This is a genomic window from Kitasatospora sp. NPDC030952 (assembly GCF_055571335.1).
Genome location: NZ_JBVIFM010000005.1, coordinates 19,520 through 42,670, shown reverse-complemented (window position 1 = coordinate 42,670; position 23,151 = coordinate 19,520). Strand labels below are relative to the sequence as shown.

Genomic DNA, 23,151 nt, shown 5'->3' with positions numbered 1-23,151 from the left:
ACCGAGTGCTGGTCAGTCACCTCCGGTGGTGATCGAACTTTGTCGATGGCATGAAAACCGTGTTCAAGACTTCGTCATGACGTAACACAACTGACGGAACGTCGTGCATACGGTTTCGGTAAATAATCGGCCAATCGGTGGCATGCATCTGTCATTAACGATGCGTTTGCTGCCACGATTCCTCCGGCTGCAGACGAGGGGGCCCCACCCCCCGGTGCAGCTGCCCCAGTTCAGGTGCAGCGCGTCCCAACCTGCAGAGAAACCCGCACGACTCGTGAGCACCGCACCTTGCGCCGCACGTCGCACCGCACTTTGCACCGCACTTTGCACCGCACCTCGCACCGCACCCCGCACCTCCGTCGCACCCGACGGGGGCCCCCACTGCGCCGCAACCCCGCGGCCCAGGTTCTCTCCACCGTGCGCGCACCCGCGCCGGTCGGAAAAGGAGTCCGCATGTCTCGTCACGCTCACGTCCGGAAGGCGGCAGTCGTCCTGGCCGCCACCACGGCGCTGCTGGTCACCGGCATACCGGTGATCGCACAGGCCGCCCCGGACGCGCCGACCGCCGTCGCCACCCAGCAGGCGAGCCGGGCCGCGCTGATCGCCTCGGCGAACCAGCAGACCGCCTCGCTGGCCCAGGCGCTCGGCCTGAGCGGCAAGGAGCAGCTGGTCACCAAGGACGTCGTCCAGGACGCCAACGGTGCCCGCCACCTGCGCTACGAGCGCACCTACGCCGGACTCCCCGTCCTCGGCGGCGACCTGATCGTCCACCAGGACGCCGCAGGCGCCACCAAGAGCGTGACCAAGGCCAGCGAGGCCAACCTCGCCGGCGTGGACACCACCCCCGCGCTGGCCGCGCCGAAGGCCCAGGAGGCCGCGCTCGCCGCCGAGCAGGGCACCGTCGACGGCGCGCCCCGGCTGGTCGTGTGGGCCGCCGACGGCACCCCGAAGCTCGCCTGGGAGACCGTGGTCAACGGCCGCGAGTCGGACGGCACCCCGAGCAAGCTGCACGTCGTCACCGACGCCAAGACCGGCGCCGTGCTCAGCAAGGCCGACGGCATCAAGCGCGGCAGCGGCAACGGCGTCTTCGTCGGCCAGGTGCCGCTGACCACCACCCAGAGCGGCTCGACCTACTCGCTGAAGGACGCCACCCGCGGCGGCCAGTACACCACCGACATGAAGAACGGCACCTCCGGCAACGGCACGCTGTTCAGCAAGTCGAGCGACACCTGGGGCAACGGCCTGGCCAGCAACCGCGAGTCGGCCGCCGTCGACGCCCAGTACGGCGCCGCGGTCACCTGGGACTTCTACAAGAACACCTTCGGCCGCAACGGCATCAAGAACGACGGCGTCGGCGCGATGAGCCGGGTCCACTACGACACCGGCTACGTCAACGCCTTCTGGGACGACGGCTGCTTCTGCATGACCTACGGCGACGGTTCGGGCGACACCCACCCGCTCACCGAACTCGACGTCTCCGGCCACGAGATGAGCCACGGCGTCACCTCGGCCACCGCCAACCTGAACTACTCGGGCGAGTCCGGCGGCCTCAACGAGGCCACCTCCGACATCATGGGCACGATGGTCGAGTTCTACGCCAACCTGGCCAAGGACGTGCCGGACTACCTGATCGGCGAGCTGATCGACATCAACGGCAACGGCACGCCGCTGCGCTACATGGACAAGCCCTCCAAGGACGGCACCTCGGCCGACTCCTGGTACTCGGGCGTCGGCAACCTGGACGTGCACTACTCGTCCGGTGTCGCCAACCACTTCTTCTACCTGCTGGCCGAGGGCAGCGGCGCCAAGGTGATCAACGGCGTCAGCTACAACAGCCCGACGGTCAACAACATCACCGTCTCCGGCATCGGCCGGGACAAGGCGGCGCAGGTCTGGTACAAGGCGCTGACCGCGTACATGACCTCCACCACCGACTACGCCGCCGCCCGCACCGCGACCCTGAACGCGGCCACCGACCTGTACGGCGCCAACAGCGCCGAGTACAACGCGGTCGCCACCGCCTGGGCCGCCGTCAACGTCGGCTCGCTGCCCAACCCGGGCGGGGTCAGCGTCACCAGCCCGGGCAACCAGTCCACCGCGGTGGGCGGTTCGGTCAACCTGCAGATCAAGGCCTCGGGCGGGACGGCGCCGCTGTCCTACTCGGCCAGCGGGCTGCCGGCCGGCCTGGCCATCAACGCGAGCACCGGCGTGATCACCGGCTCGCCGACCGCCGCGGGCAGCTCCAACGTGACGGTCACGGTGAAGGACTCGGCCGGCAAGTCCGGTACGACCAGCTTCACCTGGACGGTCACCGGCGGTGGCGGCGGCAGCTGCACCCCGGCCCAGCTGCTCGGCAACGCGGGCTTCGAGACCGGTACGGCCTCGCCGTGGACGGCTTCGAGCGGCGTGGTGGACAACAGCTCGTCCGAGCCGGCCCACGGTGGCAGCTGGAAGGCGTACCTGAACGGGTACGGCAGCACCCACACCGACACGCTGTCGCAGACGGTGACCATCCCGGCGGGCTGCAAGGCGACGCTGAGCTTCTGGCTGCACATCGACACCGCCGAGTCGGGCTCGACGGCGTACGACAAGCTGGCGGTGACGGTGAACGGCACCGCGCTGAAGACCTACTCCAACGCGGACGCGGCGGCCGGCTACCAGCAGCGGACCTTCGACCTCTCGGCCTACGCGGGCCAGACGGTCACCGTGAAGTTCACCGGCACCGAGGACTCCTCGCTGCAGACGAGCTTCGTGATCGACGACACCTCGATCCAGACCGGCTGAGGTCGCGCCGGCTCCTGAGGGACCGGTGAACCAGGACAGGTGAGGGCCCGGCGGCTACGGCTGCCGGGCCCTTGTCGTGTGCCGTTCCGGCTGCTGGCGCCCGGCGACTGGCCGGCGAATACCCGCCGGACGCCCGGCGACTGGTGGTCGATGCAAAAACGTATCTCCTGGGACCTTGACGGTCATTCCCCGTCGTCCTAGGTTCAGCGCTGCAAGTTTCCGGCAAGTTACAGAAACTTCCTGCAGGCTTCACCCCCGGCTGCCCCACCCCAGCCACCCCCAGGAGACGACGTGGTCACCACCCCCACCCGCCGGCCCGCCCGTACGGCCGGCGCGCTCGCCGCCTCGGCCGCCCTCGCGCTGTCGCTCGGCACCGCCCTCGGCGCCCCCGCGGCCCAGGCCTCCCCACCCGCGAACAACGGCAAGGACGTCACCGCCACCCTCTTCGAGTGGCGCTTCGACTCCGTCGCCCAGGCCTGCACCACCACCCTCGGCCCGAAGGGCTACGGCTTCGTCGAGGTCTCGCCGCCCCAGGAGCACATCCAGGGCCCGCAGTGGTGGACCTCGTACCAGCCGGTCAGCTACCAGATCGCCGGGCGGCTCGGCGACCGCACGTCCTTCAAGAACATGGTCGACACCTGCCACGCGGCCGGGGTCAAGGTGATCGCGGACGCGGTGGTCAACCACATGTCGGCCGGCTCCGGCACCGGCACCGGCGGCACCGTCTACACCAAGTACAACTACCCCGGCACGTACCAGGACCAGGACTTCCACACCTGCCGCCAGCCGATCTCCAACTACCAGGACCGCACCAACGTGCAGGACTGCGAGCTGGTCAACCTCGCCGACCTGGACACCGGCAGCAGCTCCGTCCAGACCACCATCGCCCACTACCTGGACGACCTCGGCTCGCTCGGCGTCGACGGCTACCGGATCGACGCCGCCAAGCACATCGCCGCCACCGAACTCGCCGCCATCAAGGCCAAGATGGCCAAGCCCCACGCCTACTGGGTGCAGGAGGTCATCTACGGCGCAGGCGAACCCATCCAGCCCACCGAGTACACCGGCAACGGCGACGTCGACGAGTTCCGGGTCGGCACCGACCTCAAGCGCATCTTCACCGGCGACAAGCTCGCCAACCTCAGCAGCTGGGGCGCCTCCTGGGGCTACCTGCCGAGCAACCAGGCGCGCAGCTTCGTCGACAACTGGGACACCGAGCGCAACGGCTCCACCCTCAACTACACCTACGGCAACACCTACACCCTGGCCAACGTCTTCCTGCTGGCCTCGACCTACGGCTCGCCCAACATCTACTCCGGCTACTCCTTCACCAGCACCGACGACGGCCCGCCCAACGGCGGCACCGTCAACGCCTGCTACCAGGACGGCTGGAACTGCACCCACGCCTGGCGGCAGATCGCCAACATGGTCGGCTTCCGCAACGCGGTCGCGGGCACCGGGGTGACCGACTGGTGGTCCAACGGCAACAACGCGATCGCCTTCGGCCGCGGCAACCGGGGCTACGTCGCGATCAACCACGAGACCGGCGCGATCACCCAGACCTTCCAGACCGGGCTGCCGGCCGGCACCTACTGCGACGTCCAGCACGGCGACCCGCAGCCCGGCGGCGGCTGCACCGGCCCGACGTACCAGGTCGGCGCCAACGGGCAGTTCACCGCGACGGTCGGCGCGGGCGACGCGGTCGCGCTCTACGTCCAGCCCGGCACGAGCGCCTCCGGCGCGTCCTTCAACGTCAACGCCACCACCTCGTACGGGCAGGGCCTCTACGTGGTCGGCGACGCCCCGGCGCTCGGCGGCTGGGACCCGGCCAAGGCGCTGCCGCTCTCCTCGGCCGGCTACCCGGTCTGGTCGCTCGCGCTCTCGCTGCCGGCCGGCACCCCGTTCCAGTACAAGTACGTGCGCAAGGACGCGAGCGGGGCGGTGACCTGGGAGTCCGGCGCCAACCGGACGGCGACGGTGCCGACCACCGGGAACGTCACCCTGAACGACACCTGGCGGCCGTAGGGCGGGCCCTCGGACCCCCGTCAGCCCTGGGCTGACGGGGGTCCCCCGTACGAGTGGCCGCGCCGTTCCAAACCCCCGACAGGGGTGCGGCGCTGACAGCATCGCGGGATGAGAACCACCCCCCTCGTCCTGGACCTCGAACTGTGCGGCGGCCGCTGGGACGGCCACCGCAAGCGGGTGCACGCCACCGCCCCGCCGCCCGCCCTGCGGATGGTGCTCCGCACCCGACTGCCCGTCGCCGAGGACGGCGAGTACTGGCCGACGACCAGCGTCTACCGGCTGGACGGGGCGGACGGCGGGCTGCGGTACCGGTACTCGCACGACGAGTAGCCGGCTCGCGCCGAGTGCCCGGCCCCGTCCACCCGTGCTGTGTGCTGTGTGCTGTGTGCTGTGTGCTGCGAGCGGCGTGCCCGGCCGTCCGTCCGCGCCGTCCGCCCGGCGGGGTGTCTCAGCCGCGTCCGGTGTCAGCCGCGTCCGGTGTCGGCCGCGTCCGGTGTCGGCCGCGTCCGGTGTCAGCCGCGGCCGATGTACGGCATGGCCGTCGCCATCACGGTGGCGAACTGCACATTGGCCTCCAGCGGCAGCGCCGCCATGTGCCGGACGGTGCGCGCCACGTCCGCCACGTCCATGGTCGGCTCGGGCGCGATCCGGCCGTCCGCCTGCCGCACCCCCGCGCCCATCGCGGCCGTCATGTCGGTCGCCGCGTTGCCGATGTCGATCTGCCCGCAGGCGATCCGGTACGGGCGGCCGTCCAGCGACAGCGACTTGGTCAGGCCGGTGACGGCGTGCTTGGTCGCGGTGTAGGCGATCGAGTGCGGGCGCGGGACGTGTGCGGAGATCGAGCCGTTGTTGATGATCCGGCCGCCCTGCGGGTGCTGGGCCTTCATCTGCCGGAAGGCGGCCCGGGCGCAGAGGAAGGCGCCGGTCAGGTTGAGGTCGACCACCGCCCGCCAGTCCTCGACCGCCAGCTCCTCCACCGGGACGGCCGGGCCGAAGGTCCCGGCGTTGTTGAACAGCAGGTCCACCCGGCCGTGGCGCTCGGCGGCGGTCGCGAACAGCGCGTCCACGGCGGCCGGGTCGGTGACGTCGGTCGGCACCACGTCGGCGGGCAGCACACCGGCGGGGAAGGCGTCGGCCGTCCCGCGCAACTGCTCGGCGCGGCGTCCGGCCAGCACCAGCCGCCAGCCGGCCGCGGCCAGTTCCACCGCGACGGCCCGGCCGACGCCGCTCCCGGCTCCGGTGACGACGGCGATCTGTTCGAGCATGGTGGCTCTCCTCGGTGGCTAGGTGGCTCAGTGGCTCAGTGGCTCAGTGGCTCAGTGGCTCGGGGCAGGCACGGTCGCACGCCGCCCGGACGCCGCCGGCGGGCGTGCTGAGGCGATCGTTCCGGATGTGCGGACCGCCGTCACTGGGCAAAGCGCCCAAAATCCGGACGGCCCGGGAGGCCGGCCGCTGTGGCCCCCGCCGTCCGGCCCCCGCCGTCCGACGGGACCGGTGAAGGCCTTTACCTGATCGCGAACAAACATTGGATTTCCGGTGGCCACCTCGCAACCGGCCGGGCCGGGGCCACGTCATAAGATCGCAGGAAGGTGCGCTTCCGCGAGGGTCCGCGCGCCGTCGCTCCGGGGACCGCACAGCGTCGCGCCCCGGGCCTGTCCGGCCCCACCGGGGGGCCGCCGCCCGGTCAGACGGACCGGGCGCGACATCGGTCGGAGAGTCCTCACCGTGCTTAGGCAGTCGTCCCGTTCCCGTGCCGTCCTGACCGGCGCCGCCGTGCTCACCCTGGCCGCCTCGCTCGCGGCCTGCGGAGGGTCCGACGGCGGGAAGGGGAAGGGCTCCTCGGCCGACGGCACCCCGGCGGCGACCCCCGCCACGGGCAGCCCGCTCGCCGGCACCACCGGGACGCCCTCCGCCGAGCAGCCCACCCCGGCCAACGGGAAGGTGCTGATGCCGACCGGCCCGGCCGCGAACCTCACCAAGGTCCGGGACACCGGCGCCGGCCCGATCATGATGACCAAGGTGGCCGGCGCGAAGTCCGGTGTCACCGGCCAGGTCTGGGTCTGGCTGCCGCCCGAGTACAACGACCCCAAGTTCGCCAAGTCCGGCTTCCCGGTGCTGACCCTCTACGCGGGTGGCCAGAGCAACGGCTACAACACCTGGACCGACAACCAGCTGCCGATCCAGGAGGTGGACGAGCAGTTGGCCAAGCAGGGCAAGGCCCACCCGTTCATCATGATCATGCCGGTGCAGAACTTCAACAGCGACGAGAAGAACGCGCTGGACTGCTCCGACATCCCGGGCCAGCCGAAGATGGGCACCTGGATGGCCGAGGACATCCCGGCCTGGGTCCGCGCCAACTTCCGCACCCTGAAGGGCCGCGACAGCTGGGGCGTGATGGGCGCCTCCACCGGCGGCTTCTGCAGCGCCAAGATGGCCCTCCAGTACCCGGACGTCTACAAGGCCGCGGTGCCGATCGACGGCTACTTCATCCCGGATTCCGGGCTGTGGAAGGGCCACGACGCCGAGAAGGCGGCCAACAACCCCAACCTGCTGATCACCCAGGGCAAGGCCGACGTCAAGATGTACGTCACCGCGGGCGGCGCCAACGGGTACGAGAAGGACGTGGTCAAGAGCTGGGTGGCCAAGGCCGTCGCCCCGGTGACCATCCAGTACTACGAGCAGCCGGGTGGGAAGCACCTGACCTCGGACTTCAAGAAGATGATCCCGGACACCCTGCAGTGGCTCACCGCCAACCTGGCGGGGCCGGCCTCGGACTGAGCCGGCACGGCGTGCCGCGGGCGGGTGCCGACCCGCGCGGAGAGGGCCCTCCACCCATCGGGGTGGCGGGCCCTCCGTCCGTTCCGGGTCCGTTTCCCAGGCTGTTCCCAGGCCGTTCCCAGTCCGTTCCGGGTCCATCCGGGGTTCGTTCCGGATCCGTTCCGGGCGCCTTCCAGGTGCGTCCCGGGGGAGGGCGCCCAACCCGCGTGCAGGCCCGTGACCTGCGCGTCAATCGGACATTGATTCGCTTCTGATCGACTGCGAGCACCTTGGATGGGGCGGTCCTCACCGGCCGCCCCCGTCCGCCTCACCACGTCGTGAAGAGAGTGTCATGCCGATCCACCTGCTGCCCCAGCCCGCCGCCTCCGTCCCCGCCCAGGCGGAGCCCGGAGTCGACCACCGGGGCGCGGACGCGTACGGCCCGGCCTCGGACGATGAGGCGTTCACCGTCCGCTTCGCGGGGCTGCGGCTCGTCCACGCCGCCCTGCGCCGGGACCTCGCCCGGCTGCCCAACGCGCTCCGGCTGCTCCAGCCCGACGAGGAGGACAAGGGCGAGGCGATGCTGCGGCACTGGACCTTCATGACCGCGATGCTGACCTGCCACCACGAGCAGCAGGACACCCGGATCTGGCCGATCGTGCGGCGCTTCGCGCCCGAGCTGCGCCTGCTGCTCAACTGGCTGGAGGCCGATCACCACAACCTGGACCACTCGTTCACCCGGGTCACCACGCTGGTCCGGATCGCCAGCCGGGACACCGGCAGCGCCTGGCCGGTCGCGTACGCGATGGAGGACCTGGCGGCCCGGCTGGAGACCCACCTGCGCATCGAGGAGCGCCAGTTGCTGCCCCGGATGGAGCGGGTGGTCACCGGCAACTCCCGGCTCGGCGGTCTCGGCGAACTCCTCGACCTGCTGCGCTCGGCGGAGGGCCCGGGTGCGCCGGACGCGCTGGCCTGGCTGCTGGACGGGGTCGACCCGGTGCTGGTCGAGCGGCTGCTGGCCGAGTGCGACGACGATGTGGCCCGCAACTGGCCGCACTGGCAGGCGACCTACCAGCGCTGCACCGCGCCGCTGTGGGGGCCGGTGGACGGTGGCGGTCTGGGGAGCCTGGTCGACTGAGCGACCGGTCCCTTTTTCGGGCCGTCGATCTACGCGCGTGGCATGTGTCGGTGACATATGCCCGGCCGCGGCCTCGGTCTCGGTCGCCGTCGAAGCCCGCACCGGCCCTACTCCGGCAGCCGGTTGAGCCACTCCAGCGGAGCGACCCGGATCGCCTTCTGCGGCGATCCGTCCCACTCCACCGGAAGGCCGACCGCCTCCAGCGCCGCCGCCACGGCCCGGCCGACCTCCACCGTCCGCCGCCCCGCCGCTGCCGCCGACTCCTCGTCCAGTTCCTCGTCCGCTTCCTCCCCGGTGCGGAACGCGCCGTAGCGCAGCATCAGTCCGTGCCCGGCCGCGGCCGCCTCGGTGTCCTGCTGGTGGAAGAAGACGAAGCCCACCGAGTCCTCGTCGGCCTCGCCGCCGATCTCCGCGTAGCCGCAACCGGCGCAGCAGGTGAAGTCCATCGCCGCGACGATGCCCTGATCCTCCAGCAGGTCGAAGGCCTGCCCCAGCCGGTCCACGTCCGTGAACTCCGGCCAGCCGGCCTGCTCGGCCAGCCGCTCGCTCCACAGCGGAGCGACGATCCGCTCCGCCTCCTCCTGGGTCAGCCCCTGGTCGTCGAGGACCTCGACCAGGGACTCGGCTATCTCGTCCGGCTCCTGGAAGCCGCACCGGATCAACTCGCGAGCCCGCTCGCGGGCTTCGAGCAGCACGTCGGGGATGAGCGCCGTCTCCTGGGTCATGCCGGGATCCTCGCACCCACCACTGACAATTCCGGTCCGCGGTCCGCGCCGGTGCGCTACCGTCCGCCGATGACCTCTCTGCTGCAACCCCCGCTGATCACCCGGCTGCTGGCCGCCGAGCGCATCCTGATCGCCGGAGCCGGCGGCGGCTTCGACGTGTACGCCGGGCTGCCGATCGCCCTCGCCCTGCGCGCCGCGGGCAAGGAGGTGCACCTGGCCAACCTCTCCTTCACCCACCTCTACGGCCTGCCCGGAGAGGTCTGGCACGAGCCCGACCTGGCCCGGATCGGGCCCGACACCCCCGCTCCCGAGGGCTACTTCCCGGAACGCACCCTGGCCCGCTGGCTGCGCCTGCACGGCATGCCCGACACCGTCTGGGCCTTCCCGACGGTCGGCGTCCGGCTGCTGCGCGACGCCTACCGCAGACTCGTCGCCCACCTGGGCGTGGACGCGGTCCTGCTGGTGGACGGCGGCACCGACATCCTGATGCGCGGCGACGAGGCCGGACTCGGCACCCCCGAGGAGGACATGGCGAGCCTGGCCGCGGTGGCAGGCCTGACGGAGGTGCCCGAACGGCTGGTCGCCTGCCTGGGCTTCGGCATCGACGCCCACCACGGCGTCAACCACGCCCTGGTACTGGAGAACCTCGCCGCGCTCGACCGGGCCGGCGGCTACCTCGGTGCCTTCTCCATCCCGCGCGGCAGCCGGGAGGGCGCGCTCTACCTGGACGCGGTCGAGCACGCCCGGGCCGCCTTCCCCGAGCACCCCAGCATCGTCAACGGCTCGGTGGCGGCGGCACTGCGCGGCGAGTTCGGGGACGTGCGGTTCACCGAGCGGACCAAGGGCGACAAGCTCTTCGTCAATCCGCTGATGACGCTCTACTTCGGGGTCACGGTCGAGGCGCTGGCCGCCGAGAACCGCTACCTGGACCGGCTGGAGCACACCGTGCTGACCCGCCAGATCAGCACCCTGATCGAGGAGTTCCGGGACGAACTGCCGCGACAGCGCCCGCCCCGACAGTTCCCGCACTGACCGGGGGAGCGTGACCGCCCGAGCAAGCCCCGGGGCAGGTCAGTGCGGGGCGAGCCGGAACTCCAGGTTGCCGAACCGCACCTGGTCGCCCGGCCGCACCCGGATCCCGCCCGCGATCCGCCGCCCGTTCACATGGGTGCCGTTGGTCGACCCGAGGTCGTACAGCACCCAGCCGCCGCCCTCGTGCCGCAGCTCGGCGTGGTGCCGGGAGACCGAGGCGTCGTGCAGCCGCAGCCCCGAGCCGGGGATCCGTCCGATCGTCAACAGTCCGGCCCCGGCCTGCGGCAGGCTCAGCCCGGGAAGCCGCTCGGTGCGCCAGGCCCGGTTCAGCCGGCCACCGAAGGCGGAAACCCGGCCGACCGTCCGCAGGACCAAGCGCTCGACCGGCCCGCCGGTGGGCAGCCCGGCCACCGCCGCGTCCAACTCGCCGCGGCTGGTGGCCTGCAGGACGATGTCCATCCGGCCGAGGAAGGTGTCGTGCGACAGCCGGCCGCTGCCCGCGCCGTCCCGGAGCACCCCGAGCGCCTGGTCCCGTTCGGCGTCGGAGGGCCGGACGGCGCCGGTGGGGAGCTCAGGCTGCGTCATGGCCCGATTGTCGGATCGAGCGGCTCCGACTGTCCAGATCGCGCGGTGTCCCGGCGGGTGGTTCGACCATCACTTCGTGCCTCACTGAGCGACAGACGCCCGCTCCACCCGAGCGGTTCCAGCCCGTGGGCAGGGCGTTCAGCCCTTCCGGGCGGCCGCCAGGATCTTCTCCGTGGTGTGCAGGAACCGGGAGGTCACCGCCCCCCGGTACTGCTTGCCGAACATCTCCCTGGTGACCCACTTGCCGTCCTGCAGGTGGACCACGATGTACGCGGCCCCCGGATCGGCGCCGAGCACCTCGACATCGCCCTTCGCCGAGCGGTGCGGGAGCGCGAGTTCGGCCGGCAGCGGCTCGGAGAGGAAGGCGACCACCAGCCGGACGTCCGGCGTCACCTCGACGCCCCGGAACGGCTCGGCGGCCAGCAGCGCGGCCACCTCGTCGACCGTCCGCAGCAGCACCGGCACCGGGTAGCCGAGCGCCTGCTCCAGGTGCTCCTCGATCCGCGCGGTCAGTGCGGCGCGGTCCGGCTCGTCGGTGCCGAAGAAGACGTTCCCGCTCTGGATGTACGAGCGGACGTCCCGCAGCCCCAACTCGGTGAAGAGTGCCCGCAGCCGCTCCATCTTCACCGTTCGGCCCCCGACGTTGATGGCCCGCAGGAACGCGATGTACGTGGTCGTGGTGGTCACCCGGACAGTGTGGCACCGGCCACCGACAACGCCCGCTCACCCATCGCGCCCGTCCATCGCGCCCGCCCGGCACCGTCCGTACCCGGCGGCCGTCGGTGCCGGGTGCCAGACTGGCGCCATGGTCACCTGGCAGGATTTCGAGCAGGAGGCACCCGAACTCGCGGCCCTGGTACGCGCCCGGTTCGAGGCCGACAAGCACCACGTCCTGGCGACGCTGCGCAAGGACGGTTCACCCCGGGTCAGCGGCACGGAGGTCGACTTCGTCGGCGCCGATGCCTGGCTCGGGTCGATGTACGGCGCGGTCAAGGCGCGCGACCTCCAGCGGGACGCCCGCTTCGCGCTGCACGCCCACCCGGGCGACGAGACCATGGCGGGCGGGGACTCCAAGCTCTCCGGCCGCGCGGTGGAGGTCACCGACGAGACCGAGCTCGCCGCCTTCGCGGCCGACCTGCCCGAGCCGCCGCCCACCCCGTTCCACCTGTTCCGGCTGGATCTCCAGCAGGTGGTGCACACCTCCCTGGAGGGCGACGCCCTGTGGGTGCTCAACTGGCACCCGGGCCGGCCGGTGGAGCGGACCCAGCTCCACTGACCGGCCGGTCACGTCCAACGGCCCGGTCACGTCCTACGGCCCGGACACGTCCAACCGCCCAGGCGTGTCCCACGGCCCGGTCACGTCCTACGGCCCGGGCATGCCCCACGGCCGAGACACGTCCTACGGCAGGACGGACTTGAGCGCCTCGGGAGTCCGGGCCACGATGGCGTGCCCGTCGTCCGCGGTGATGATCGGGCGCTGGATCAGCACCGGGTGCTCGGCCATCGCCGCGATCCAGCGCGCCCGCTCGCCCGCCTCCCGGGGCCACTCCTTCATCCCCAGGTCCTTCGCGACCGGCTCGTCGGTGCGGGTGATGTCCCACGGTTCCAGGCCCAGGCGCTCCAGCACCTGCTCCAGCTCGGCGGCGGTCGGCGGGTCCTCCAGGTAGCGGCGCACGGTGTACTCGAGCCCGGCGGCGCTCAGCTCGGTGAGGGCCGTCCGGCACTTGCCGCAGCGCGGGTTGATCCAGATCTCCATGCCCGCCAGCCTATCGGGGCCCGGGCCGCCGGGAACTCCGCCGAGTCCGCCCGCGGTTCACGAACCAGGAACCAGGACGTCGGAGGGGAGCACCGCATGGACGGCGCGGCGATCATCGAGCAGCTGATGACGACCGAGGGCAGGACCGACCCGTACCCGCTCTACGCCCGGGCGCACGAGCTCGGCCCGGTGGCCCCGGCGGGGGACGGGATGTTCGTGGTGAGCGGCTACGCGGCGGTCAACAAGGTGCTGCGCACGCCCGCGTTCGGCGTGGCGACCGCCGACATGATGGCCGGCCTCGCCCCGGAGTTCGCCGAACACTCCTCGCTCGCCCTGTTCGGCCGCTCGATCCTCCAGCGCAACGCTCCCGACCAGCCCCGGGTCCGCTCGCTGATCGCCTCGGTGTTCACGGCCCGCCGGGTCGCCGCGCTGCGCCCGGCGGTGGAGGCGGCGGTCGGTCGGCTGCTGGACGAGATGGCCGAGCGGGGCGCTGACGGCTCCCCGGTGGACTTCATGGACGCCTTCGCCTTCCGGCTGCCGGTCGGGGTGATCTGCGAGCTGCTCGGCGTCCCCGAACGGGACCGCTACCGCTTCCGCGACCTCGCCTCCGACCTGACCGTCGCCCTGGAGATCGTCCAGGACCTCGACGAGCTGGCCGGCGCCGACCGGGCCGCCGACGAGCTGTCCGGGTACTTCACCGCGCTGATCGCCGAGCGGCGGGCCCGCCCGCAGGACGACCTGGTCAGCGACCTCGCCCGGATCGCCGCCGCGGACGGCGAGCGGCTCTCCGGCGCCGAGCTGCTGGCCAACCTGGTGCTGCTGCTGGTGGCCGGCTTCGAGACCACCACCAACCTGCTCGGCAACGGCCTCGCCCTGCTGTTCCGCCACCCCGGGGTGGCCGCCGGGCTGCGCAGCGGCGCCGTCACCCCGGCCGGGTTCACCGACGAGGTGCTGCGCTTCGACTCCCCGGTCCAGGCGACGGCGCGGGTGGCGCTGGAGGAGGGCCTGTCGGTCGAGGGCCTGCCCGTCCCGGCCGACAGCGGGCTGACCCTGCTGATCGGCGCGGCCAACCACGATCCGGCCCGGTACGACCGCCCCGGCGAGTTCGACCCGAGCCGCACCGACAGCCAGCCGCTCAGCTTCGGCGGCGGCACCCACTTCTGCCTGGGCTCCCAGCTGGCGCGGCTGGAGGGCGAGGTCGCGGTGCCCGCCCTGCTGGACCGCTTCCCCCGGCTCGCCCGCGGCGGCGTCCCGACCCGGCGTGACCGGCTGGTGCTGCGCGGTTACGAGACGTTGCCGGTGACGGTCCGGTGACCGTGCGCCGGTGAGCCCGTCCGGTCTGGTCCGCTCCGCTCCGGTCTAGTCCGCTGCGCTCCGGTCCGGGCCGGTCCGCTCCGCTCCGCCGGCGGGAAACCGGGACGTTCGGCCGTTCGTGGCTGGGCCGTCCGTGGGGGAGCATGGAGGGACGAATCCGGTCATTCCTCGCGAATCCCCAGGGCCGGCCAGCCAGGAGGTCCCCGCCGTGTCAGCACCCCGCCCGCCGCAGCTCGCGGTCGCGCAGCAGCGGGCGCCGCGCTGGGTGCCCTGGCTTCCGGTGATCCTGCTGGTCCTGGACCTGATCGCGGAGGCCGTCGTCCCGGACGCGGTCGCCGCCGGCTTCCTGCTCACCGCCCTGCCCGTGGTGGCCGCGTTCAGCTACGGACCGGCGCTGACCGCCGGCACCACCGTCGGCGCGCTGGGCCTCCAACTGCTGCTGGCCCTGCGGGCCGGCCACATCAACGAGCAGCACCACGTCTGGGTCTACATCGCCACCGCGCTCTCCGGGGCGATGGGCACCGCCCTGTCCTGGCAGCGCACCCGGCAGAACCGCAACCTGCTGCAGGCCCGTACGGTCGCCGAGACCCTGCAGCGCACCGTGCTGCGGCCGGTGCCCGCGCGGACCGGCGGCCTGCGGGTGGCCGGGCTCTACCGTCCGGCCCAGGCCGACGTCCTGGTCGGCGGGGACCTCTACGAGGTGTGCGACACCCGCTTCGGCGTCCGGGTGCTGCTCGGCGACGTCCGCGGCAAGGGCCTGGGCGCCGTCCGCACCGTCGCCGACGTGCTCGGCGCCTTCCGGTCGGCCGCCCACGACACCCCGGGCCTGGTCGAACTCGCCGACCAGCTGGACCGCGCGGTGCTCCGCGACGCCGCCGACCGCGGCGACGACGAGCTGTTCGTCACCGCCGTCCTGCTCCAGTACCGCCCGGGCACCGACTGCGTGGAGATCGTCAACCGCGGCCACACCACCCCACTGCTGCTCGGCCGGGGCGCCATCGCCCCGCTGGCCTGCGCCGACGAACTCCCGCTCGGCCTCGGCCACCTCGGGCCCGAGGACGAGCCCGCCAAGCCGGCCACCGTCGCCCTGCCCCCGGGCCACACCATCCTGCTCTACACCGACGGCGTCAGCGAGGCCCGCGACGCCACCGGCTCCTTCTACCCGCTCGCCCCGCGCCTCGCCGCCCTGGGCAGCACGGCGCCCGACCAGGTCGTCTCCTTCCTCGCCCAGGACGTCCACCAGTACGCCGGCCTGCTCGCCGACGACCTCGCCGTCCTCGCCCTCACCCCGGAATAAGCCCGCCCCACTCCCACAGGCTCGCGAACCGCACCGCCCGCTCCCATCGGCCCAACCCCGACACCGCCAGCGCCTCCGGGCCGTACTCCGCACTGATCGGCCGCAGACCCCGCCGCCCCCGCTGATCCGCCCTCCGGAACCCTCCCCGTCCACCGACACATACACCGTCGCCGCCACCCGCCGCGCTCTCCCCGTGCCACCATCCAACCGCCCCGGGTGGGGAACTACTGGCACTCCGCAGCCTACTTGGGGCGATCCACCTCATTGCATACCGATGTTGTGCCCGGCGGCGGGTTTCGAAAAATCGGAAGCAAACATTTACCACACGATCGGGTAGAGCTTTCCGGTGAGCACGACCGTCGTCTCCTGGTTTGCCATAATCGGTAGCCCGTGGCAGGAAATAACTCCAGGGATTGCGGATAATGATGGACGTCTTCGATCGGATCGAGTGGAATGTCCAGAAACCATTTGGCGAGGAGCTGGTGTGTGTGCACATTGGAAACGTCGGAGGACGCGACATCAAGCGACATCCGACGTATCCGAAATTCCGAGCCGAAGCGATCGCGACTGGAGTCAGGTCCGCTCCGAGTTCGCGCCTGTGGGAGTCTATGATCACCATGGGCAGGTTATCCGACCTGGATGGTGTCGACACGTGGCGGATGGTAATCCTCGACTGTATCGTTCCCTGCCTCCGCGCATTGTCCACGAGAGTCTCTCGCGATTTCCAAGTCGAGCGGGAAGAGATCCGGTCGGTAAGGGTGACAACTGCACTGGAGGTGTGGGCCGACACTGCGACGGGGGTTCCGCCGCGGCATGTCAGGGACCGCATGGTCAAGGCGGCCTTTGAGGTGGCATTCCAGCGGGGCAGGATCAGCTCGCCGGAGTGTCTGACGGACCAGGCCGAGATATTCTTCCAGCCGGAGGCATCTGCTCAGGGCTCCGCACTGCGGGCGTTATCGATCATCGATCTCACCAGTATCCGAGACGCGGATGTGGCAGAACGGATCAGGGGCGATCGGCTGGGGGCGCTGCTGGGGATCGCGGAATCCGCCGCGCACGGTTCCGGCGGGGCTGGTGCTACCGCTCCGCACGGCGCAGGAACTGCCAGCCCAGTACGGCCAAGGCGAGCGTCTGCACGAGAGAAGTGAGCACGAGCAGGGGCCGAACGGCGGGAGAGCACCAGAACGCGGTCGTGCAGAGTCTTCTGTTCCTCCTTGAGACGGTCGTATTCGGCCAACAGGATTGTGCCCTCGGTGACATCGTCCGTGGAGATCACAGGCATTCCTATGCTCGAGTTCAGGATCAGCCGGCGATCTGGAAAGAGGACAGGTTGTTGGGGCTGTGCCGTTCGATCCAGCCCTTTCCGTCCGCCGCTATCCCCTCCAGAAGCCGGAAGGTGTGGGTGGAGCCGGCCGCGCTGAGGCTGATCTCGGAGATTTCCTGAGAACTTTCGCCTGGCGCCAGTTGGTGGGCATCGGCGTCCCGTCTGCATGGTGGATCGCCTGGCCGATGCCGCCTCCCCGTACCTGTTGCAGCACGTCGACGGCCCCGTGGACTGGCGGGAGTGGCGGGCGAAGACGTTCGCGGAGACCGAGCGGCACGGGGTGCCGGTGCTGCCCTGCGTGTGGTGCGCCGCCTGCCACTGGTGCCACGTGACGGCACACGAGTTGTACCGCTCTGCGTGCCGCACCACCCTCCCGGAGCCTGACGGCCACGGATGCAGATGCGCGGTCGGCGAGCAGGTCGGCCGACCGCACGGCACTCCCATTTCACATCGCGAGCCAGTTCCGGCCGTTCGCGTGGATCAAGGCGCTGATCGGTCGGCGCTTCCAGCCGACGTACACCCTGCGGATGCGAGCAGGGTCGGCAGGGAGAGTTCAGCAGCCAACGGGTGCAGTACCGCCTGCGAGAGTCGCCGCGTCGCACAAGAAGCCCTTGGCCTTGTTCTCCGGGCTGCGGGCCGTATTCATCTGGGTTCGGGCCTCGTTGTCGTTCTTCGCGGCGACGGCGGCGACCGTCGCCTTGTTGGCGGTAGTCGCCGCCGTCACGTTCTGGGTCCGTCCTGGAGCGCCCTCGCCGGGCCACTTCCGGCAGCGTCGCCGTCGGTCCGGGACCGGCGTGATCGTCCGGCCCTCCGCCGGTCGGGTCGGACGATCACGTGGCTGCTCCGAGCGCACGGGCGGACACCTCGTCAGTCGTGCGGTCGCAGCCTCACCGGGAAGGTCAGACGTAGGTCAGACCATGAGCGGCGGCAAGTGCCCAGACGACGAGCACGCCCCAGACCCCCGGGGAGGGGCGCTTCTGCCGTCCGGCCCCGATGAGGATCCCCAGCAGGATGAAGGCCAGCGCCACGCCCTGGAGGATCCACGCCCACACCAGGTATTCGGTGTGGCCGCCGCCGGAGGCCATCCGCAGGATTCCGGCCGGCAGCACCAGGAGCGTGCCGAACACGGCGACACCGTCCTCGGTGGACGTGCTGCGGGAGGAGCCGGGGTCGGACATGGGAGGAACCTTCCGTACGGCCTGCGGCCGGAGTCGGCGACAGGCGAAACAGGCTTAGTGAATCAGCTTGACGATCTCGTCGAAGACCCAGCTCTGGACACCCCCGCTGAGCGCCCACCACGCGGCCTTGACCGCCCAGTTCTGCTTACCCATCCAGCTGTTGAAAGCGGCGCGGCCGGCCTTGGCCGCATCGATGGCGCCCTTGAGGAGCGCCGGGGACTTCTTGAGCGCGGCGATCAGCGCCTTGCCGGCGCTGGAGGCCGCGCTCAGCATCTGCGGGGTGTCCTCGCCGGTGCCGCCTTCGTGGGCCGACATCTGGGCGATCCGCTGGAACTCGGCGATCTCGTCCGCCGTGAGCTCCACGGTCTCGGAGGAGGACGCAGCGGCGGCGGTCGCCGAAGCGGCCGTCGCCGGGCGCTCGGTCTCGGCCGATGCCGCCGACGCCGCCGTCGGGCCGACGACTCCGATCGTGACTGCCGCCAGGGCAGCCGCCGAGATGAAACGCACACTCTTACGCATAGGGAATCTCCTTGAACGCCACGGAACGGCAGGCCGCGTCTCAGGTGAGCGGGCGGCTTCCGCATCCACCGGTGTTTCCGGCCGGCGGGACAAGATCCTCATGCGGCGCGGAGCGCGCGAACAGTGGACCTTGGTGGGGTGTACTCAAGGGGGGATCCCGGAAGGACACTAACTCCCGCAGAGCAGGTCGTGGTGTTCTATCGCCAGCAGGGCGGCTTCCAGCCGGGATCCCACTCCCAACTTCTCCAGGATGTTGGAGACATGCTTCTTGGCAGTGCGCTCCCCGATGCCCAGGCGGTGCGCGATGCGCAGGTTGCTCGCGGCCCCGCCGAGGAGAAGGATCACCTCCCGTTCGCGTTCGGTGAGCTTCCACAGTTGTGCCGGGGCCGGGCTCCCGAGGCGGAGGAGGCCGCAGCAGGAACCCCCTGCCGAACGCTGCCCCGCCGTCTGCGCCGTGCTGCCCGATGTGATGTCCATGGTGTCGAAACTTCCAGTACGTCGCTCGACCGTCGGTCTCCGCCGGCCGTCCCTTGAACGGTGATCGCCGGGACACTCGATCGTCGTAGCCGTGAGGGTCCCGGACAACCCCCGACTCGTCGGTCCCGACCCACCGGGTGGCGGGGGCGGGCTGGGGCGGGCTGGGGGCGGGCCCCCTCCGACCAGGCCGACCAGGCCGACCTGACCGGCCGTGCGGGCCCTGGCTCGAAAGGCGGGAAACGCGTCCTTGCCGCTGCCCGTCCGCTGCTGAAGCCTGGTAGGCGCAGGCCCCGTTCGTGCGGACGGTGCGTGCCACCTGCTGCGTCGTTCTGTTCGGCAGGTGTCCGTCAGGGCAAGGAAGAGGTGTTCGCGTGCCGTTCTCGGCGTGCACCCCGCTGCGGGTGATGGTCGTCGACGACGAGAACCTGTTGCGCAGCGGGGTGGCGGCTATCCTCGGCGCCGCCCCAGATCTCGACGTGGTCGCCGCCTGCGGTGGCGCCGAGGCGGTGGCCCTGGCCCGGGCACGCCGGGCGGAGGTCGTCCTGCTCGACGTGCGGATGCCGGACGTCGACGGGCTGACGGTGCTGCGCCGTCTGCGCTGCCTGGCCGAGCCGCCGCAGGTGGCGATGCTCACCACGTTCGACGCGGACGAGTACCTCGATGAGGCACTTCGCGCCGGGGCGATGGGCTTCCTGCTCAAGGACACCGGCCCGCGCGAACTGGTCAGCGCCGTAAGGGCGTTGGGCGCCGGTGGCGGCTGCCTCTCGCCGCCGGTGGTACGACGGCTGCTGCACGGCCTGCTCGGCACCGCCGCGGCGGCCGCCGACCTGGCGGGGCTGTCGGAGCGTGAACGGCAGGTCCTGGCCCTGGTGGCCGAGGGTCTGTCGAACCCCGGGATCGGAGAGCGCCTCCACCTGAGTGCGGCCACGGTCAAGGACCACCTCGGCTCAGTGCTGATCAAGCTCGGGGTCACCAGCCGGGTCCAGGCGGCGGTCATCGCCACCCGGGGCGGCCTGACGGCACATCGGCCCGGCCGGGGGACGGCGTGACGGCATTCGACAGAGCCGGGAGCAGGCTTTACGAGCTGCTCTTCGTCGCCCCGCCGAGCACCTTTCCGCGCTGGACGGGCGATCTCGTCCTGGCACTCGCGGCGGTCCTCGACTCCCTGCCGCAGACCTCCCGCCACGGCTGGCCGCACCGGACCCTGATCGTTCTGGCCGTCGGGGCGCTCGTGATCCGTCACCGCCGACCCGTCGCGGCGTTCCTTCTGACCGTCCCGGCGCTGGTGACCACCCACGCCCTGCCGGCCAGCCTCTTCACCCTGACCGCGCTGGTCCAGCGCCGCGCGCCGAGCTGGGCCGTGGTGGGGGCGGCTGCCCTGGTCGGGCTGGGCACCACCCTGCGCTGGGATCCCACTCGTTCCTGGACCCAAGTCGTGCCCGAGCACTGGTCGGCAGCCGAGCTGGCACGTCACGCGACCTACGGGACGCTGTTCGCCATGGCACCCGTCCTGCTGGGCCTGCTCTACCTGGCGCATCGTGAGCTGGCCGTTCGGATCACCGAGCTGGACGGACTGCGGGTGCAGGAGCGGCAGTTGCACGCGCAGCGGGTCGTCACCCTCGAACGGGCCCGGATCAGCCGGGAGATGCACGATGTCGTCTCCCACAAGGCCGGGCTGATCGCGGTGCAGGCCGGCGCACTCGAAGTGACCACCGACGACGAGCGGGTGCGCCAGGCCGCCGCGACGCTCCGGGGGCTGGCCGTGGCCACCCTGGAGGAACTGCGGGCGATCCTGCTGGTGCTTCGCACCGCGGACCCGGACCAGACCGGTCTGCTGCCCCAGCCCCGCCTGACCGACCTGCCGGCCTTGGTGGCCGAGGCCGGTGTCGACACCACGCTGAGCGTCGCACCCGCCCTCACCGGCCGCCTGCTGCCCGAACCGGTCGGGCGCACCATCTACCGCACGGTGCAGGAGAGTCTGACCAACATCCGCAAGCACGCGCCCGGCGCCATCACCACGGTCCGGCTCGACGCTGACGGGGAGCATCTGCGCCTGCGAATCCGGAACGGCCCGGCGGCCAGGCCGCCATGTGACCTGCCCGGCAGTGGACAAGGACTGGTCGGGCTGCGCGAACGAGCCGCGATGCTGCACGGCAGCATCGCCGTCGGCCCGACACCGGACGGCGGCTTCCAGGTCGCCCTCACGCTGCCGTTCCCCGTCGGCGAACCCGACGGCTGCGGACGTCGTGACCCGTCGCTCACCGGTGCTGAGCCGTCCCGCTGAGCCGTCCCGCTGAGCCGGCCGACTGGCCGGCCGAGCCGACCGGAAAGGTGGGAAGTGCGTCCTTGCCGCCGCGTGGGGCGGCGAGCAGCCTGGAGGGCGGGTGAGGAACGGACCCTGGCCGGAGCTGCGGCCCTCAGGAGGTGCACGGCACGCCAGACGTGGGCCCTTGAGACCGATTCCCCGGCCTCCCCGGCCCCGCTGCCGCGCGGTGGCGTAAAGGGGTGAATCGGTACATTGCGGACACCTGTCGGACCGAGCAGGCTTGTCGTATGAGGACACGCACCGTACTCGTCGTGCTCTTCGAGGGCATGGACGCACTCGACGTGGTGGCCCCCGTCGAAGTGCTCAATGCCGCCAACGCCCATGCCGCCCGGACGACGCCGGGGAAGCCCGCCTATCGAGTCCGCACCGCCGGCGCCGGCGGTATGCCGGTGTACAGCCCCAGCGGTCTGACGCTGCTGCCGGACATGGACCTGTACGCCGCGAGCGCGCCGCACACCCTTGTGGTGCCCGGTCCCCACAGCGGCGACGGCACCGTCACAGTGGACGGGGAAGTCGCCCGCTGGCTCAAGCTGAACGCCGCGCGTTCACAGCGGGTCGTCGCCATCTGCACCGGCGCGTTCATGCTGGCCGAGGCGGGCCTGCTGAACGGAAGGCGGGTCACCACCCATTGGAGTCAGGCCGCCCAGCTGGCCCAGGCCTACCCCGAGGTCCGGGTGGAACCCGATTCGATCTTCGTCCGGGACGGCCGGATCGCCACCTCCGCAGGTGGCACCAGCGCCCTGGACCTCATGCTCTCCCTCGTAGAGGAGGACCTCGGGCGGGACGCCGCCCTCACCCTCGCCCGCCACCTCGTCGTCTTCCTGCGTCGCCCGGGAACCCAACGCCAGTTCAGTACGCACTTGCAGGCGCAACTGGCCGAGCGCGACTGCCTGCGCGACGCCCAGGACTGGATCGCCACGCATCCGGCGGCGGACCTCAGCGTGGAGGAGCTCGCCCGGCGCGCCAACCTCTCCCCGCGCCAGTTCACCCGCGCCTTCACCACCGAAATCGGCACATCCCCAGGCCGGTACGTCCATCAGACCCGGTTGGAGACCGCCCGCCGCCTCCTCGAAGAGACCCGCGACAGCATCGAAGCCGTTGCCGGCGCCAGCGGCTACCCCACGACCGAGGCGATGCGCCGAGCCTTCCAGCGCACCCTCGCCGTCTCTCCCTCCCAGTACCGCGAGCGCTTCTGACGGCCCCGCGGCTGCCGGGGCGGCGCGGCACTGCACCGACGCCGAGATCGAGTCCAACTACGTCGACGCCCACGGCGCGAGCGTCGTCGGCTCCGCCTTCATGGAACTGCTCAACTTCCGCCTCCTGCCGAGGCTGAAGAACATCGGCAGCATCCGCCTGTACCGCCCGCACGACACCCCGCCCGGCTGGCCCGCCCTCGGCGCCTCGCCGACCCGGCCGATCCGCTGGGACCTGATCGAGCAGCAGTGCGACCAGATGGCCAAGTACGCCACCACGCTCCGCCTCGGCACCGCCGAGGCCGAACAGGCCCTGCGACGCTCCACCCGCGGCGGACCCAAGCACCCACCTACACCGTGCTCCACTGCGGCAAGGACGGCGCCCTGACCGGCCCGGCCAAGGAGCACGTCGAGACGTCGATGCTCGCCCCGCACCTGCTCCAGTCCGCGCTCGTGCACGTCAACACCCTGCTGGTCCAGCAGGTCCTGGCCGAACCGACCTGGGGGAGGAAGCTCAGCGACGAGGACCGGCGCGGTCTGACCGCCCTGTCCGGTCGAACGTCAACCCGCACGGCACCTTCCGCCTGGACATGGACAAGCGCCTCGACCTGGGGCTTACGGTGCCCCGCCCCGGCGCCTCGGTGGATATCGCCGACCAGGGGAGTGCGGAAGGGCGATGAAGGAAGGACTTCGCAGGCCTCACGGGCACTCTGACTGACAG

Annotated in this window: 23 protein-coding genes and 1 pseudogene; 15 read left to right on the top strand and 9 right to left on the bottom strand. The window is 71.4% G+C overall.

All coding sequences use genetic code 11. The annotated features are described in order from the left end of the window. Positions 1-453: 453 nt before the first annotated feature. The 3 genes from ACZ47G_RS11930 (at position 454) to ACZ47G_RS11920 (ending at position 5,139) form a co-directional block, all read left to right on the top strand. Positions 454-2,784, top strand: coding sequence for a M4 family metallopeptidase (locus tag ACZ47G_RS11930; RefSeq protein ID WP_465741542.1), 2,331 nt, complete (start codon positions 454-456; stop codon positions 2,782-2,784). Between the two features lie 291 nt (positions 2,785-3,075). Continuing rightward, positions 3,076-4,809: a carbohydrate-binding module family 20 domain-containing protein gene (locus ACZ47G_RS11925; protein ID WP_465741538.1), complete on the top strand. Its 1,734-nt coding sequence runs from the start codon at positions 3,076-3,078 to the stop codon at positions 4,807-4,809. Between the two features lie 108 nt (positions 4,810-4,917). Then, positions 4,918-5,139 carry a hypothetical protein gene (locus ACZ47G_RS11920; protein WP_380455845.1) on the top strand — a complete coding sequence of 74 codons (222 nt, stop codon included), beginning with the start codon at positions 4,918-4,920 and terminating at the stop codon, positions 5,137-5,139. A 182-nt stretch (positions 5,140-5,321) separates the two neighbouring features. On the opposite strand, the gene ACZ47G_RS11915 is transcribed toward ACZ47G_RS11920, so the two are convergent. After that, positions 5,322-6,074 (bottom strand): SDR family oxidoreductase, encoded by a 753-nt coding sequence (locus ACZ47G_RS11915; protein ID WP_465741535.1) that lies wholly within the window; start codon positions 6,072-6,074, stop codon positions 5,322-5,324. A gap of 460 nt (positions 6,075-6,534) precedes the next feature. Between ACZ47G_RS11915 and ACZ47G_RS11910 the strand changes: the two genes are divergently transcribed. Continuing rightward, positions 6,535-7,587, top strand: coding sequence for an alpha/beta hydrolase (locus ACZ47G_RS11910; protein WP_465741533.1), 1,053 nt, complete (start codon positions 6,535-6,537; stop codon positions 7,585-7,587). 331 nt (positions 7,588-7,918) lie between these two features. Then, the gene (locus ACZ47G_RS11905; RefSeq protein WP_380455838.1) at positions 7,919-8,704 is read left to right on the top strand and encodes a hemerythrin domain-containing protein; all 786 of its coding nucleotides are present in this window, start codon (positions 7,919-7,921) and stop codon (positions 8,702-8,704) included. A gap of 107 nt (positions 8,705-8,811) precedes the next feature. On the opposite strand, the gene ACZ47G_RS11900 is transcribed toward ACZ47G_RS11905, so the two are convergent. Beyond that, positions 8,812-9,429 (bottom strand): DUF6891 domain-containing protein, encoded by a 618-nt coding sequence (locus tag ACZ47G_RS11900; RefSeq protein ID WP_465741531.1) that lies wholly within the window; start codon positions 9,427-9,429, stop codon positions 8,812-8,814. Positions 9,430-9,498: 69 nt separating this feature from the next. Here ACZ47G_RS11900 and ACZ47G_RS11895 point away from each other — a divergent pair, with 69 nt between their 5' ends. Beyond that, a complete protein-coding gene (locus tag ACZ47G_RS11895; RefSeq protein ID WP_465741529.1) occupies positions 9,499-10,461 on the top strand; it encodes a DUF1152 domain-containing protein in 963 nt (320 codons plus the stop codon). A 39-nt stretch (positions 10,462-10,500) separates the two neighbouring features. Here the strand turns inward: ACZ47G_RS11895 and ACZ47G_RS11890 are convergent, their stop codons facing one another. Both ACZ47G_RS11890 and ACZ47G_RS11885 read right to left on the bottom strand, forming a co-directional pair. Further along, positions 10,501-11,046 (bottom strand): FHA domain-containing protein, encoded by a 546-nt coding sequence (locus ACZ47G_RS11890; RefSeq protein ID WP_380455833.1) that lies wholly within the window; start codon positions 11,044-11,046, stop codon positions 10,501-10,503. 138 nt (positions 11,047-11,184) lie between these two features. Then, complete coding sequence (locus ACZ47G_RS11885; protein ID WP_465741527.1) at positions 11,185-11,733, bottom strand: DUF1697 domain-containing protein; 549 nt, start codon at positions 11,731-11,733, stop codon at positions 11,185-11,187. Positions 11,734-11,851: 118 nt separating this feature from the next. Here ACZ47G_RS11885 and ACZ47G_RS11880 point away from each other — a divergent pair, with 118 nt between their 5' ends. Then, complete coding sequence (locus ACZ47G_RS11880; protein WP_465741525.1) at positions 11,852-12,322, top strand: pyridoxamine 5'-phosphate oxidase family protein; 471 nt, start codon at positions 11,852-11,854, stop codon at positions 12,320-12,322. A gap of 123 nt (positions 12,323-12,445) precedes the next feature. On the opposite strand, the gene ACZ47G_RS11875 is transcribed toward ACZ47G_RS11880, so the two are convergent. Continuing rightward, on the bottom strand, positions 12,446-12,802 hold the full coding sequence (locus ACZ47G_RS11875) for an arsenate reductase family protein (RefSeq protein ID WP_465741523.1): 357 nt from the start codon (positions 12,800-12,802) through the stop codon (positions 12,446-12,448). 96 nt (positions 12,803-12,898) lie between these two features. On the opposite strand from ACZ47G_RS11875, the gene ACZ47G_RS11870 reads away from it, so the two are divergent. Together ACZ47G_RS11870 and ACZ47G_RS11865 are read left to right on the top strand one after the other, a co-directional pair. Further along, entirely contained in the window at positions 12,899-14,116 is a 1,218-nt protein-coding gene (locus ACZ47G_RS11870; RefSeq protein WP_465741521.1) for a cytochrome P450, read from the top strand. 208 nt (positions 14,117-14,324) lie between these two features. Beyond that, a complete protein-coding gene (locus tag ACZ47G_RS11865) occupies positions 14,325-15,413 on the top strand; it encodes a PP2C family protein-serine/threonine phosphatase (protein ID WP_465741519.1) in 1,089 nt (362 codons plus the stop codon). Positions 15,414-16,715: 1,302 nt separating this feature from the next. On the opposite strand, the pseudogene ACZ47G_RS11860 reads toward ACZ47G_RS11865, so the two are convergent. Beyond that, positions 16,716-16,898: pseudogene (locus tag ACZ47G_RS11860) on the bottom strand (hypothetical protein); the annotation flags it as partial. A gap of 5 nt (positions 16,899-16,903) precedes the next feature. Here ACZ47G_RS11860 and ACZ47G_RS11855 point away from each other — a divergent pair. Further along, positions 16,904-17,734, top strand: coding sequence for a DUF255 domain-containing protein (locus ACZ47G_RS11855; protein WP_465742076.1), 831 nt, complete (start codon positions 16,904-16,906; stop codon positions 17,732-17,734). Here ACZ47G_RS11855 and ACZ47G_RS11850 read toward each other — a convergent pair. The 3 genes from ACZ47G_RS11850 to ACZ47G_RS11840 all read right to left on the bottom strand — a co-directional run bounded on the left by ACZ47G_RS11850 (position 17,637) and on the right by ACZ47G_RS11840 (position 18,911). Next, positions 17,637-17,915, bottom strand: a complete 279-nt coding sequence (locus ACZ47G_RS11850) for a hypothetical protein (protein ID WP_465741517.1) — start codon at positions 17,913-17,915, stop codon at positions 17,637-17,639. The two genes, ACZ47G_RS11855 and ACZ47G_RS11850, sit on opposite strands and share 98 nt — an antisense overlap. 54 nt (positions 17,916-17,969) lie before the next feature. After that, positions 17,970-18,434 (bottom strand): hypothetical protein, encoded by a 465-nt coding sequence (locus tag ACZ47G_RS11845; RefSeq protein WP_465741515.1) that lies wholly within the window; start codon positions 18,432-18,434, stop codon positions 17,970-17,972. A gap of 168 nt (positions 18,435-18,602) precedes the next feature. Beyond that, entirely contained in the window at positions 18,603-18,911 is a 309-nt protein-coding gene (locus tag ACZ47G_RS11840) for a response regulator transcription factor (RefSeq protein WP_465741513.1), read from the bottom strand. Positions 18,912-19,315: 404 nt separating this feature from the next. Here ACZ47G_RS11840 and ACZ47G_RS11835 point away from each other — a divergent pair, with 404 nt between their 5' ends. From ACZ47G_RS11835 to ACZ47G_RS11815, 5 genes are all read left to right on the top strand, one after another. Then, entirely contained in the window at positions 19,316-19,960 is a 645-nt protein-coding gene (locus ACZ47G_RS11835; RefSeq protein ID WP_465742074.1) for a response regulator, read from the top strand. Next, positions 19,957-21,195, top strand: coding sequence for a sensor histidine kinase (locus ACZ47G_RS11830; RefSeq protein WP_465741511.1), 1,239 nt, complete (start codon positions 19,957-19,959; stop codon positions 21,193-21,195). The genes ACZ47G_RS11835 and ACZ47G_RS11830 overlap by 4 nt, the downstream gene beginning before the upstream one ends. A gap of 269 nt (positions 21,196-21,464) precedes the next feature. Further along, positions 21,465-22,433, top strand: a complete 969-nt coding sequence (locus ACZ47G_RS11825; protein WP_465741509.1) for a GlxA family transcriptional regulator — start codon at positions 21,465-21,467, stop codon at positions 22,431-22,433. Next, a complete protein-coding gene (locus ACZ47G_RS11820) occupies positions 22,336-22,818 on the top strand; it encodes a Tn3 family transposase (RefSeq protein WP_465741507.1) in 483 nt (160 codons plus the stop codon). Before ACZ47G_RS11825 ends, ACZ47G_RS11820 begins: the two co-directional genes overlap by 98 nt. 32 nt (positions 22,819-22,850) lie before the next feature. After that, positions 22,851-23,144 carry a hypothetical protein gene (locus ACZ47G_RS11815; protein WP_465742072.1) on the top strand — a complete coding sequence of 98 codons (294 nt, stop codon included), beginning with the start codon at positions 22,851-22,853 and terminating at the stop codon, positions 23,142-23,144. Positions 23,145-23,151 lie beyond the last annotated feature (7 nt).

Bases quoted from the DNA above. Each gene is read 5' to 3' on its own strand.
- ACZ47G_RS11930 (WP_465741542.1), top strand. From the start codon at position 454: ATGTCTCGTCACGCTCACGTCCGGAAGGCGGCAGTCGTCCTGGCCGCC.
- ACZ47G_RS11920 (WP_380455845.1), top strand. From the start codon at position 4,918: ATGAGAACCACCCCCCTCGTCCTGGACCTCGAACTGTGCGGCGGCCGC.
- ACZ47G_RS11915 (WP_465741535.1), bottom strand. From the start codon at position 6,074: ATGCTCGAACAGATCGCCGTCGTCACCGGAGCCGGGAGCGGCGTCGGC.
- ACZ47G_RS11905 (WP_380455838.1), top strand. From the start codon at position 7,919: ATGCCGATCCACCTGCTGCCCCAGCCCGCCGCCTCCGTCCCCGCCCAG.
- ACZ47G_RS11900 (WP_465741531.1), bottom strand. From the start codon at position 9,429: ATGACCCAGGAGACGGCGCTCATCCCCGACGTGCTGCTCGAAGCCCGC.
- ACZ47G_RS11895 (WP_465741529.1), top strand. From the start codon at position 9,499: ATGACCTCTCTGCTGCAACCCCCGCTGATCACCCGGCTGCTGGCCGCC.
- ACZ47G_RS11890 (WP_380455833.1), bottom strand. From the start codon at position 11,046: ATGACGCAGCCTGAGCTCCCCACCGGCGCCGTCCGGCCCTCCGACGCC.
- ACZ47G_RS11880 (WP_465741525.1), top strand. From the start codon at position 11,852: ATGGTCACCTGGCAGGATTTCGAGCAGGAGGCACCCGAACTCGCGGCC.
- ACZ47G_RS11875 (WP_465741523.1), bottom strand. From the start codon at position 12,802: ATGGAGATCTGGATCAACCCGCGCTGCGGCAAGTGCCGGACGGCCCTC.
- ACZ47G_RS11870 (WP_465741521.1), top strand. From the start codon at position 12,899: ATGGACGGCGCGGCGATCATCGAGCAGCTGATGACGACCGAGGGCAGG.
- ACZ47G_RS11855 (WP_465742076.1), top strand. From the start codon at position 16,904: ATGGTGGATCGCCTGGCCGATGCCGCCTCCCCGTACCTGTTGCAGCAC.
- ACZ47G_RS11850 (WP_465741517.1), bottom strand. From the start codon at position 17,915: ATGTCCGACCCCGGCTCCTCCCGCAGCACGTCCACCGAGGACGGTGTC.
- ACZ47G_RS11845 (WP_465741515.1), bottom strand. From the start codon at position 18,434: ATGCGTAAGAGTGTGCGTTTCATCTCGGCGGCTGCCCTGGCGGCAGTC.
- ACZ47G_RS11840 (WP_465741513.1), bottom strand. From the start codon at position 18,911: ATGGACATCACATCGGGCAGCACGGCGCAGACGGCGGGGCAGCGTTCG.
- ACZ47G_RS11835 (WP_465742074.1), top strand. From the start codon at position 19,316: ATGGTCGTCGACGACGAGAACCTGTTGCGCAGCGGGGTGGCGGCTATC.
- ACZ47G_RS11825 (WP_465741509.1), top strand. From the start codon at position 21,465: ATGAGGACACGCACCGTACTCGTCGTGCTCTTCGAGGGCATGGACGCA.
- ACZ47G_RS11815 (WP_465742072.1), top strand. From the start codon at position 22,851: ATGCTCGCCCCGCACCTGCTCCAGTCCGCGCTCGTGCACGTCAACACC.